Annotated in this window: 11 protein-coding genes; 6 read left to right on the top strand and 5 right to left on the bottom strand. The window is 69.3% G+C overall.

Annotated features, from left to right (window positions below):
* Positions 1–9: 9 nt before the first annotated feature.
* Positions 10–426 carry a hypothetical protein gene (locus M4D82_RS01435; protein WP_249764239.1) on the top strand — a complete coding sequence of 139 codons (417 nt, stop codon included), beginning with the start codon at positions 10–12 and terminating at the stop codon, positions 424–426.
* Between the two features lie 279 nt (positions 427–705).
* Here M4D82_RS01435 and M4D82_RS33975 read toward each other — a convergent pair whose 3' ends face one another.
* Together M4D82_RS33975 and M4D82_RS01430 are read right to left on the bottom strand one after the other, a co-directional pair.
* Positions 706–834: a hypothetical protein gene (locus M4D82_RS33975; RefSeq protein ID WP_283844435.1), complete on the bottom strand. Its 129-nt coding sequence runs from the start codon at positions 832–834 to the stop codon at positions 706–708.
* Between the two features lie 5 nt (positions 835–839).
* Positions 840–1,502 carry a maleylpyruvate isomerase family mycothiol-dependent enzyme gene (locus M4D82_RS01430; RefSeq protein WP_249764238.1) on the bottom strand — a complete coding sequence of 221 codons (663 nt, stop codon included), beginning with the start codon at positions 1,500–1,502 and terminating at the stop codon, positions 840–842.
* A gap of 71 nt (positions 1,503–1,573) precedes the next feature.
* Here M4D82_RS01430 and M4D82_RS01425 point away from each other — a divergent pair, with 71 nt between their 5' ends.
* Positions 1,574–2,515: a LysR family transcriptional regulator gene (locus tag M4D82_RS01425; RefSeq protein ID WP_249764237.1), complete on the top strand. Its 942-nt coding sequence runs from the start codon at positions 1,574–1,576 to the stop codon at positions 2,513–2,515.
* Between the two features lie 117 nt (positions 2,516–2,632).
* Positions 2,633–3,205 (top strand): dihydrofolate reductase family protein, encoded by a 573-nt coding sequence (locus M4D82_RS01420; RefSeq protein ID WP_249764236.1) that lies wholly within the window; start codon positions 2,633–2,635, stop codon positions 3,203–3,205.
* Positions 3,206–3,267: 62 nt separating this feature from the next.
* Here M4D82_RS01420 and M4D82_RS01415 read toward each other — a convergent pair whose 3' ends face one another.
* Positions 3,268–3,651: a hypothetical protein gene (locus M4D82_RS01415; RefSeq protein ID WP_249764235.1), complete on the bottom strand. Its 384-nt coding sequence runs from the start codon at positions 3,649–3,651 to the stop codon at positions 3,268–3,270.
* Here M4D82_RS01415 and M4D82_RS01410 point away from each other — a divergent pair.
* Entirely contained in the window at positions 3,532–6,444 is a 2,913-nt protein-coding gene (locus M4D82_RS01410; protein WP_283844434.1) for a DUF6185 family protein, read from the top strand. The two genes, M4D82_RS01415 and M4D82_RS01410, sit on opposite strands and share 120 nt — an antisense overlap.
* A 118-nt stretch (positions 6,445–6,562) precedes the next feature.
* On the opposite strand, the gene M4D82_RS01405 is transcribed toward M4D82_RS01410, so the two are convergent.
* Both M4D82_RS01405 and M4D82_RS01400 read right to left on the bottom strand, forming a co-directional pair.
* Entirely contained in the window at positions 6,563–7,351 is a 789-nt protein-coding gene (locus tag M4D82_RS01405) for a hypothetical protein (protein WP_249764233.1), read from the bottom strand.
* 219 nt (positions 7,352–7,570) lie between these two features.
* Complete coding sequence (locus M4D82_RS01400) at positions 7,571–8,164, bottom strand: TetR/AcrR family transcriptional regulator (RefSeq protein WP_249764232.1); 594 nt, start codon at positions 8,162–8,164, stop codon at positions 7,571–7,573.
* Between the two features lie 554 nt (positions 8,165–8,718).
* On the opposite strand from M4D82_RS01400, the gene M4D82_RS01395 reads away from it, so the two are divergent.
* Positions 8,719–10,065, top strand: a complete 1,347-nt coding sequence (locus M4D82_RS01395; protein ID WP_249764231.1) for a peptidoglycan DD-metalloendopeptidase family protein — start codon at positions 8,719–8,721, stop codon at positions 10,063–10,065.
* Between the two features lie 207 nt (positions 10,066–10,272).
* Entirely contained in the window at positions 10,273–11,901 is a 1,629-nt protein-coding gene (locus tag M4D82_RS01390) for a hypothetical protein (RefSeq protein WP_249764230.1), read from the top strand.
* Positions 11,902–11,918 lie beyond the last annotated feature (17 nt).

The raw sequence follows: 11,918 nt of genomic DNA, 5'->3' as shown, positions 1-11,918 counted from the left end.
ACGCGGTACATGACTGAATCCGAGAAACCCGACAAGCCCAGCAACTCCAAGCCCGGGAACCGCAGTTCCCGTACCTCCGGTTCCTCGCGATCCTCCGGTTCCAACGGGACGACGACCCGGGAGCGGGCCGCCCAGGCAGCACGATCCGGCGCGAAGGGGGCCGCGGACGGGAAGGACGAAGCCGCCGGCACCCTGGTGGCCCTGCCCGCCCCGCTCGCGCGGAAGAGCCTCGCCGCGGCGCAGGCGCTGCGGGGCACCGTGGACCGGGCCGCGCTGCTGTGGGCCGCGGTCCGCGCCCGCAAGGCCGTGGCCGCCGGCGCCGCGACCGGTACGGCCACGCTCGTCGCCGTTTCCTACGCGGCCGGCCGGCGAGCGGTCCTGCGCCGCCGCGGCCCCCTGTCCCGGCTGACCGGCGGACGCATCTGAGCCGGCCCGGCCGGCGTCCCGTTCCAACCCCCCTTGCGCGCCGGGCCGGCGCGGGCCACCTCCCGGCAGCCTCCCGCGTCGGCCCGGCGCTTCCCCCTGCAGGGCGACGAGGCGAGGGCCGGCTGGAGACCTCGTCCGCGGCTCCCGCCTTCCGGACTGAGCCCGTGGCCCGACGCACCCGGCAGGCACACCCCTGCCGGCGCGATGGCCGACCAGAGTCATCGCGATCGACCGCAGGGCAGGTCGATGGTGCGGAGCGGTCCAGGACCCCGCCGGGCATCACGGGCCCGGTCGCTCGCTCGGCACGGAGTTGAAGGTCGGAACGAGGTTGGCGGCGCCGTAGCCGAAGGCTCCGGCGAGCAGACCGGTGGACAGCAGGGCCACGCCCAAGAGGAGCCGGTTGCGCACGCGGATCACGTTTCGTCGGCGGGTCGGGTGAAACGGCTGCTCGGCTCTCCTCGGAGCCGGCCGTCCGGAAGCTTGCGCCCATAGGCCAGCAGCAGCAGGTCCTGGGCGGCGCCGAACACGGCGGAGCCGGAGCCGTACGACCAGTCGAGGTCCTCGGCGCACAACCGCACCGCGTCGAGGTCGGCGCCGAAGAACTTCAGGCTGCTGGGCCGGATCTGGTCCAGCAGGATGCGCAGCCGGTCTTCGGGGACGCGCCGGTCGAGGCCAAGGGCGACGGTGATGTCCAAGCCGTGTACCACGTCGTGGCCGAGCGCCGCCGCGAGCCCGCCGACGGGTGGTGTCCAGGGGTGGTGGGCGTTGTCCCGCAGGAAGGCGGTGAGTGCGGTGGGGGAATGGGCGGCCGCGTCCCGGCGCGCGACGCGGTCGGTCATGCGGTGAAGGTTTCCTCGCGCCTTGACCAACTCACCGAGCGTCGCGGGCAAGGACAGCCGGAACCCCATCGACATGTGCGCCGCGACCTCGCGAACCCGCCATCCCCCGCACAGACTCCGCTCGTTCCACTGCTCGGCCGACAGGCTGTCGAACAGGTCCGCCAGTTCTCGGCGCTCCGCCGCGATCGCGGCCCTGACCTCGGTGCTGTTCCCCTTGCGGGCTGTCGCGTTCTCCATGGGAACAAGCCTGCGGCTTCCCCTTCGATAGCACCAGTAGATAGTTCTGCTGCGATCTAGAATCATTGCTTATGGAGCTTCGCCAGCTGCGCTACTTCGTCCGCGTCGTCGAGGAGGGCGGTTTCACCCGCGCCGCGGCCCGGCTGCACCTGGCCCAGCCCGGCCTCAGCGCCCAGATCCGACAGTTGGAGAAAGAGCTGGGGCAGCCCCTGCTCGACCGCTCCAGCCGTTCGGTGACCCCGACCGAGGTGGGCAGGGCCGTCCTGCCCTACGCCCGCGCCGCACTGGCCGCTGCGGACGCGGTGCGGCATACGGTGGATGCGTACACCGGGCTGCTGCGGGGCCGGGTCACGCTCGGGTTGATCTCCGGCGGCACCGGGCACGCCTTCGACATCGCCGCCTTCCTCGGTGACTTCCACGAGGACCACCCGTCGGTGGAGGTGGCACTCACCGAGGACACCACGGAGCGGATGCAGGCCGCGCTGCTGGCCGGCGAGCTCGACATCGCCCTCCTCGGAACAGCGGCGGAGGTGGCACCGCCGGGAACAGCCTTCCAAATGGTGCTCGACGTCCCGCTGGTCGCCGCCGTCGCGCCCGGCGATCCGCTGCTCGAACACGGCGACGGCACGAGCGTCCCGCTGGCCGATCTACGCGATCGGCCGCTGATCTGCCTGCCGCGCGGCACCGGGGTGCGTGCGGCGCTCGAACGCGGCTGTGCGCAGGCGGGGTTCCGGCCCCGGGTTGCCTTTGAGGCGACAGCCCCACACGTGCTCACGCGGCTCGCCGCGCGGGGCCTCGGCGCTGCCGTGCTCCCCGCCGGAGAGGACGAGTCACCCCTCAACGGGCAGCTCCGCACCCTGCGGATCGTCCGGCCCGAGATGCGCGCCCGCATCGCCCTCGCCTGGCAGGCCACCGGCCCCTCGAGCCCCGCGGCCCGGGTACTCCTCGACCGCCTGCGCGAAGCCCTCCCCAAGCCGTCGAGACCGCTGGAAAAGTCTGGCGAGGACCGATGAGTTCCTCCGTGATCAACAGTCATAGATCATGGTGGCGCGCCGCAGCCGCGCGTGCGGTGGCAGCGTGCACCGGCCTGACCTGCTGACAACCAGACACGAGACACCGAGGACCCTTAGATGCGTACCCTGATCAGCACTGCCTTCATCTCGCTCGACGGCGTCGTGGAAGGCCCCGGCGGCGAGCCCGGGTACCGGAACTCCGGGTGGACCTTCAAGGACATCGAGTTCCTCCCCGAGGCGTTCGACATCAAGGGCCGGGAGCAGAAGGAGGCCACCGCGATACTGCTGGGCCGGACCAGCTACGAGGCGTTCAGCCCGGTGTGGCCGGACATGGCGGACTTCGCCGACTACAAGGCGATGCCGAAGTACGTCGTCTCCACCACGCTCACCGAGGACGACCTGGTGTCGAACTGGGGCGAGACGACGATCCTGCGCTCTCTCGACGAGGTCGCCGCCCTGAAGGAGACCGAGGGCGGCCCGATCATCGTGCACGGCAGCGCCTCCCTGAACCAGGCCCTCTCGGACGCCGGCCTGATCGACCGCTACCACCTGCTCGTCTTCCCGCTCCTGCTCGGCGCGGGCAAGCGCCTGTTCAGCGCCACGGACAAAGACATCCAGAAGCTGAAGCTGGTTGAGCACGAGGCATACGCGAACGGCCTGCAGAAGAACGTGTTCGACGTCGTCCGCTGATCCGACGACGACTGCGACACCGGCCATGGCGGCCGGCTTCTGGGTCTTCCGCGACCCCCGCGTCAGGGGTGGTCGCCTTCGCACCCTGGGCAGAGGTCGAGCGGGTCGCAGAGCATCACGACCTGGTAGGGGCCGCCTTCCGCCGGCTCCGTGCCGTGGGGCGCGAACCGCCACTGGGAGGGCTTGACGTGCCGTGTCTGCCCCTTCTTCTCCACATGGGCGTGCAGGGTGCGCCTCACGGAGTCGTTCGTCTCCACCATGACCTCGTCCGGGGCGAGCGGGAAGTGGTCGTGGAGCAGGCACAGACCGAAGCGGTCCAGGTTCCCGTGCTTTTCGAGCACCTCGACCAGGTCCCGTACGAACGCCGCGTCCGACGGCCCCAGCCCTTCGGCTTCCTCGAAGCGGGGGAGCGGCTTCCTTGCGGTGGCTTCCTTTGTGTGGCTCATGGCACGTCCCCTGGATTGTGGGCAGGAACCCCGCATTCCATCGTCGACCTCCCACCGATCTCATGCAATCCCATTGGCCGCAGCCGAAAGGGTGGGTGCCGGGCCCGCAGCGGCGGGCCCGTACGCGAAGCCTGTGCGCGAGGGGGTACGGCTCGTGTCAAGCGTCCCGGGACGGGGTGCTGGACGAGACGATGCGGACGGGGCGCGATCGTGAAAACCCGGTGGTGGTGCCTGATCCTCCTGCTGATCGCGGCGGTCGTCGGTGTGGTCGTCGGTGGGGGAGGGCCGGCGCGGGCACGCGGGGCGGACCCGGACGCCTGCCAGGCGGGAAGACTGAAGGCCCGCGTGAGCGCCAGTCTCGATTTCGACTACCACGACCGCAGCTACGCCCAGGTGATCTCGGATCTCACCGTCAGCGTCTCGAAGGAATGGCCCCTGGCTTTGGATCTGGCACTCGGCGAGCAAACCCCTGGATACCAGAAGGCCATGCGCTGCCTGCTGCGCGGCGACGAGGAGGTCCCGCGTAACCGAGAGTGGCGCTTCCGCGATCCAAAGGTGACCGTGCGGGGTGACGTGGTCACCGTTGATTACGAGGCGACCGCATGGATCGAGCAGGCCCGGCCATTCCTGATCGGACCGTGGAGGATCGACGTCGATCCGAAGGGCAAGAGCTGGCAGGTTCGCCTCCGGCCGCCGAAGACGCTGGAGAACGCCAAGTGGGGCCAGGTCCAGGTGAAACTGGACGGGCTCGCGGCCTCCAACATCTTCCCCCGCGAGGCGTCGTCCGCCGACTCGAACCGTCTGGTGTGGTCCGAGCCGCCGCCCTTCGCCGTGCAGGTCTATGTGGATCCCCCCTGGCAGCGCTCCTTCAACGTCGATCAGAGGTGGTGGTCCCTGGGCTGGGTGGGCGTCGCCTCGTGGTGGGTGTTCACCTCCCTCGTGATGGTGGTGGCCGTCTGCTGGGCCTGGCGGGAGAAGAGGGCCGAGCGGGAGCAGGCATCCGATCCGTCCGCCGCGCCGGACCCGGCCGAATGGGAGGAGCTCGCGCGGACGGTGCGGCTGTGGGCCGTGCTCAGCGTGGCGGTGGCGCTGACGCTGCGCCTGCTGATCCTGGACCCACCGCCACCCGTCCGTGCGGGGTGGAGATACCCCCTCACCCTCGTACTGGGAGCGGGTCTGCTCCTCGCGGCCTGTCCGTGGCGTCGTACCGCCCCTTCCCCCGCCGCGCGGGAGCCCGCACCGGAGGAGAGATCCGACGACAGGAAGAACGGGCGGAGCGGTCAGATCGTGACCGTGGCCGCAACCTTGATCGCTTCCACCGTGGCCGTGCTCGGCTACGTGCGGGTGGTGAGCCCTGCCGGTGACACCGGGCTCGCGCTGCTGGCGTTGGCGATGCTGTGGTTCTGGCTGGCCGCGACGGCGGCGTGGGCGTGGCGCTTCGCGCGGGAGGGGGAGCTGGTACGGGAGCCATGGAGCAAGGTGTGGGAGGGTGCGCCGGTTCGGTGCGCCGTGATCGCGGGAACCCTGCTGGTATGGGTCGCGGCTGCCCTGCTCGCTTCCTTCTGGTGGACGAAGGAGCGCAACTGGACCCGCTCCTTCTGGCTCGTCGACCCGTCCGGGGCCGCTCGCGACGGCGAACGGATCAGATTCCTGGAAGAGTTCGCCTACTCCGGACTCACATGGGTCTACGCCTACGCCTGGCTGCTGGCGGGCATCGCGCTCGTCACCCTGCTGAACATCCGGGTCAAGGAGCGGCGGGCCCGAGCCGGTGGCAAGGACGAGGCGACCTGCCTGGGGCCGACGGGTCCCGATCTCCTGCTGACCGTCGCGGCCTTCGCCCTCGCCGTCGGGTTCAGGCAGGTCGAGTTCGCCGGTTCCAACGTGTTGTTCGGCTTCTGGTTCCTGATGATGATCGGCTCCCTGTACGCCGTGGTCGGGATCGGTCGACGGTTCTCCGTGCTGGGCCGCACGGGACCGAATTTCCGCCTGCGGCGACTGTGCACGAAGCGAAGCAGGCACGTACTGCTGATGAAGGCCCATGAATACCGCAACGTGCACCACCAGCTGTACTCGTTGGACCGCGGCCGCGGAGAGGGCGACCTGAGGCGGGAGGATCTGGAAAGGAAACTCGACGGACTGCAGAAATGGCTGTTCGACGGCTGGGGCGGCGAGGGCCGGCCGCCGGAGCAGATCTCCGTGCTGGACACCGCCCTCAGCTGGGGACCCGGTGGGGACTGGTGGGACAACGCTCGGCGTGCTGCCCGCCTGGCCTTCGGCTTCGGGTTCCCCGCCAGTGTCGCGCTGGTCTGGCTGAGTTACCTGAGAGATACCCCGACCCAGATGGCCACGTTCCAAAGTCTCGTCGGGCTGCCCGAGATCGCGGCGAAGTGTTTGGCGTGGCAGGTCGCGTGGACCGGTGCGGGCCTGGTGCTGGGGGCGTTGTGGCGCGTGCTTCCCGGACGCCGCAGTCCTGTGCGGGCACTGAGTCTGACCGCCGCCTACGCCGTCCCCGTCTGCGTGGGCGCCCTCATCACCCAGATCACCGACACGGAACTCGGGTACGTCTTCCTGCACGTCGCGCTCATGCTGTTGGTCCTGACGCTCACCAGCATCTGGATGGACATGGAGACCTTCAGCGAGGAGAGGAGGTTCTGGCCCAGTCGCGTCGGCCTGCTGTTGTCGGTCTACCAGCTGCGCGGCCTGTCCACGCAGGTCGCTTACCTCGCCGCCCAGCTGGCGGTCGTCGTGGGCGTGTGGCGCAGCCTGGCCGGCAGTGATTCTCGCCCGAAGTAGGGCCGCGCCGCAGTCCACCGCATCCCGCAAGCCTCTTCCAGCGTCTCCACGAGACCTGTGCGTGACGGTATTTGGCCTCTTGGCCACACCTGGTCGTTCCCGGGTCGGGCGGTCGGGATCAGAAGGCCCAGGGCAGTCGGAGGGCCTCGATTTCCGCGTCGTTCAGGAGGGCCTCGATGAGCGGGGTGGGGCCCGCCACCTTGGTGGCCCAGAGGTCGTAGTCCGTGCAGAGGACCCAGGACCGGTCTTGGGCCCAGAGGTTGGAGGGGGTCCAACCGTCCTCCTCCGGGTGGTCGTACAGCGCCTTGGCATCCGCGAGCGTGCCGGCCCGAACGTGCAGTTCGTCGAAGTCCTCTGCCCTCTGCAACAGCGGGTTGTAGTAGGCCAGGCAGCGCGTCTGCGCACCCTGCGGGCTGTGCTCGGTGAGGATGTCGACCAGGCGGTTCCAGTCGTTCCGGTCCAGGCTGCCCTCGGACGGCCCGTCGATGCCGACCGGCCATCCGTTCGGCTCCCGGAGCGAGGGGAAGGAGCGGTAGCAGGGCAGCTGACCCTCGGGCGCCACGGGATCGCCGGTACGCCGCGAGAGCTCCGCCCAGCGCAGCCGGCGCCAACGGGGGCCGCGGGGCTCCCCCGGCGTCCCCCCGAGCACGTCCGCGGGGTCGAGGCCCGGGATGATCTCGGGCCCGCCGCCATTCAGCACGGCCCGTTGATATGCGACATAGGACATGTCGGTGGGCCCGAGTTCGTGTTCGTACATCGAGTGGAGCACCCAGGCGGCGTCGGGCAGTGCCGGCGGCATGAAGCCGGTGAGCCCGTCGTCGTCGGCCAGCTCCCGCAGCCAATCAGTCTCCTCCGCCGCGGAAAGCGGCCACCGGGCGGTCGCCAGAGCGGCGGATGTCTCGTTCATCCGTTCAGGATCTCACCCGCCGCCGCGGCGAGCGCCGGAATCACTTCCCGGCCTCCACCACGTTGCGGATCAGCTCAGCCTTGAACAGGCTGTTGAATGCCTCGGCCAGGGCGTTGTCGTACGAGTCACCCTTGGAGCCGACCGACGCCACGGCGGCCTCCCTGCCAGGCGACGACCGTGAGGGAGAAGACGTCGATGACGAAGGCGGCGTAGACCCGGCTATGGCTGGATCGAGCGCCAGATGCGGTCGGACAGGATACGGGCGGCCTCGGTGAGGTCGATGTCCTGCGGGGTGGCCAGCCAGCGGTGGGCGGCCACCGCCACCGGCCCGACGACCAGGACCTCCAGCAGCGCATCGGGCAGAGCGGCGATCTCACCCGCCTCGACCCACGGCCGCAAGTGGTCGGCGATGCGCGGAAAGTGGTCCGACTCGACGCCGCGGGCCCGGTCCGCATGGACAGCCAGGTAGCTGGAATAGGCCGAGCCGTGCAGGAACCGGGCCATCTCCGGGTTCTCCTGGGTGAACCGCAGATACGTCGTCACCAGCGCGCGGATTCCGGTACGGGCACTCCTGGCCCGGCCGAAAGCGGCGAGGGTCGCGCCGTACTGCCGCTCCAGACAGCGCGAGTAGAGCGCGGCGGCCAGACCGTCGACGCTGCCGAAGTGGTGGTACAGGCTGCCCAGACTGACCCCGCTGGCCGAGGTGATCGCCTGGACCGTGAAGCCGGCCTGGCCCGCGGCGGCGTACACCTGGAGCGCCGCCGCCAGCAAGCGTTCGACGGTGACTTCGCCACGGGACTGCTTCGGTGCCATGGACGGACAGTCTAGTGCTGTGGCCGGAAAGGTTTGCCGGTTCGCGGCGCCCCGGCGCATGGGCCTCGCCAGGCCCGCAGCTCGTCTTTCCGTACTCGCGCGGTCCGACAACGCCCCGGCGAGGTGCCGTGCGTCGCGGGAAGGTGAACCTTTCCGGCCACAGCGCCGGCCGGTTAAGAATAGAATATTTTTCTAGAAACTCACTCCAAATTCACGGCCCGAGGAACCATACTGCCGCCGTGGACGATCTGCTGCACGAGCTGGTTTCCGTAGCCATCACCGGCGCGCTCACAGCCGCCGTCGCGCTCAGCGCCTGGCGCCGCCGTCGGGGGTTCACGTGAAGTTCAGCGGCAGGCCGGCTCCGGCCCACTGCTTCGTCCGCGTGGACGCGCACCCATACGCAAGCGGCCATGCCGGCCGATGAGTTCACCCAGAACGCAGGCGGCGGAAATCACCACACGACTGGCGCCGTTCTGCGATCCAAGCCATGACTTCATCCCTTTTCGGTCGGTTCGCCACGGCCTTTGAGGACCCCTCTCATTCTGAGGAGATGCATGAGAATCACACGGGTAGGCCTCCTGGCAGCGGCGGCAGCGCTGCTGCTCGCACCGATCGCGCCCACGTCCGCCTCGGCCTCCGTCCCGGCTCCACACGCGGAGGCGGCGGCCGACCGGCCGGACTTCCTCCTTCCCTTTCCCTGTGACAGCGTGATCGAGCTGAAGACCTACCGAGGCCACAACCCGGACGACAAAAAGATCGACATGTACCGGCAGGGCATGCGGGAGGGAAGCCCCATCCTGGCCTCAGCCGACGGCTACGTGCACGAGACCTTCTCGCCGGGCGGGCTGGAGATCCGCCACGGCGGCGGGTGGTTCACCACGTACATGCACATGACCGGCGTCGCGAAGGCCGGTACGTGGGTCAAGCGCGGCGATGTGGTCGGCTACATGGGGGATGTCGGATCGGAAGGCAGGCCGCACCTGCACTACGAGCAGCTCTACAACCCCACCAGCGACCAGGACGCCGACAACCAGCACATCGTCAACCCCGTCCTTCAGGGGCGGGGGCCGTTGGTCATGAACCCCGACAGCCCGATCACTATGACCAGCACGAACTGTGGTGTGTCGACCGGCAGTAGCCTGTTCGCCCAGTCTCCGGACCGTTCGGGTGTGTTCCAGTGGTCGGGCAGCGGCACCACGTGGCACAAGGTCGGTGGAGCGGCGGGGACCCTGTACGCGGGCGGGGCGGGTCTGTTCGCGACCAACCCGGCCAACGGGGACCTGTTCAAGATGAACGGGCCGAACAACTGGAGCAAGGTCGGTGGCCCGGCCAAGGTCTTCGCCGTTACCGGCGACGGTCTGTTCGGGTTGGCGCCCGACGGTAGTGCCGTGTTCCAGTGGTCGGGCAGCGGTACCACGTGGCACAAGGTCGGTGGCGCGGCCGGGACTCTGTACGGGGGCGGGGCGGGTCTGTTCGCCACGAATCCCGCCAATGGGGATGTCTACAAGATGAATGGGCCGAACAACTGGAGCAAGGTCGGTGGCCCGGCCAAGGTCTTCGCCGTCACCGGGAACGGTCTGTTCGGGTTGGCGCCCGACGGTAGTGCCGTGTTCCAGTGGTCGGGCAGCGGCACCACGTGGCACAAGGTCGGTGGAGCGGCGGGGACCCTGTACGCGGGTGGAGCGGGTCTGTTCGCCACGAATCCCGCCAATGGGGATCTCCACAAGATGAACGGGCCGAACAACTGGGTCAAGGTCGGCGGAGCCGGCCACCAGTTCGCCGTCGCGGGAGACGCGTTGTACGGCCTGTCGCCCAACAGCGACGCGGTCTTCAAGTGGTCCGGCAACGGCACCATTTGGCACAAGGTCGGCGGTCCCGCCTCCTTCATCGCCGGCCGGTAGTCGGCGACGTCACCAGCGGACGGGCTCAGGCCGCCTGGGCTGGCCCCGTCCGCTCCTCCCCTCTGGAGCCACGTGTTATCACGCATCACCCTGGCTGCCGCCCTCGTCGCGGTCTCACTCGGAATACTCCCCGCCGTCGCCGCCCCGGCACCTGCCCGAGTCCCCTCCACCGCCTCGGCGAACACAGCCTCCGCGAACACCGACTCGGTGACCACCGGAGACTTCGTCCGCGTCTACACTCCCGGCACCGGGGAATCACAGCCCTGGTACATCAACGACCACACCTTCATCCGTGACGAGGCCACCGGGACCTGGCACCTGTTCGGCATCACCCACGCCGAACCGGCTGACCCGGAGAACGAGGACTCGTTCGCGCACGCCACGGCACCCAGCCCGCGCGGGCCGTGGACCAAGCAATCCATGGCCCTGACGGTCGACCCCTCCTACGGAGAGTCACACCTGTGGGCGCCGCACGTCATCCGATCCGGCTCCACGTACTACATGTTCTACGCGGGCGGGCAGACCATCGGCGACCCGTCCAGGAGTCAGATCAACCTGGCCACCTCCACCGACTTGATCCACTGGGAACGGCGGGCCGGAGGGCCACTGTTCCGTGACGGACACGAAGCACGCGACCCGATGGTCACCCGGGTCGGATCCCAGTGGGTCATGTACTACACCGCCACCGAGACGGCCACCGGGGGACGCAACGTCGTCGCGTACCGGACGAGTCCGGACCTGATCGCCTGGAGCCCCCGCAAGACCGCGTTCACCGCCGCCGGCGACGGCTGGACCGAATCCCCGTACGTGACCCAGCGCAACGGCCTCTGGTACCTGTTCATCGGCGGCTCCGCAACGGACGACTATGTCGGGGCCGAGGTGTACGCCAGCTCCGATCCGCTGCACTTCACGGCCACCGGCCAGGTGGGCCGCCTGCCGTCCCACGCCGCCGAAGTCGTCACCGACCGCGACGGGAGTCAATGGCTCAGCAGCGCGGGCTGGGGCACAGGCGGAGTGGACCTGGCACCGCTCACCTGGAGGGCGCGGCCCTACACTCCGCACCATCTGTACGCACTGAGCCCCGACAAGAGCGCCGTCCACCAGCGGACGGCCGGAAACTCCTGGACGAGGATCGGCGGACCGGCAGGCACACTGATCGGCGGCGACGGTGGCCTGTTCGCCACCAGTCCGACCACCGGTGACGTCTTCAAGTACAACGGCACCCCGGACAACTGGACCAAGGTCGGCGGACCAGGAGCCCAGTTCGTCGTCACCGGCGGCACACTGTACGGGCTCAGCCCGGACAGGAAAGCCGTCTTCCGGTGGACCGGATCGGGGACCACCTGGACGAGGATCGGCGGACCGACCGCCACGCTGTACGCAGGCGGCGGTGGCCTGTTCGCCACCAGTCCGACCACGGGCGACATCTTCAAGTACAACGGCACCCCGGACAACTGGACCAAGGTCGGCGGACCCGGAAAGACCTTCGCGGTCACCAACGAGGCGCTGTACGGCCTGTCGCCCAACGGTGGTGCGGTCTTGAAATGGACCGGGTCAGGCACGAGCTGGACCAAGGTCGGTGGACCGGCCGGAACCCTCTTCGGCGGTGGCGCGGGGTTGTTCGCCACCAACCCCGGCAACGGCGACGTCTACAGGTTCAGCGGCGTACCGGACAACTGGTCCAAGGTCGGTGGTCCCGGGAAGGCCTTCGCGGTCGCTGGTGACCGGCTCTACGGGTTGAGCCCCGACAAGAGCGCCGTCTTCCAATGGTCCGGGTCCGCGACCTTCCAATGGACCAAGGTCGGCGGGCCCGCAGCGAGCATCGTCACCGAGTAGCGAACGTCCCCACACTT

It is taken from the genome of Streptomyces sp. RerS4, assembly GCF_023515955.1.
Classification (GTDB): domain Bacteria; phylum Actinomycetota; class Actinomycetes; order Streptomycetales; family Streptomycetaceae; genus Streptomyces.
The sequence above is the reverse complement of the archived record's forward strand: the minus strand, read 5'-3'. Positions and strand labels throughout refer to the sequence as shown.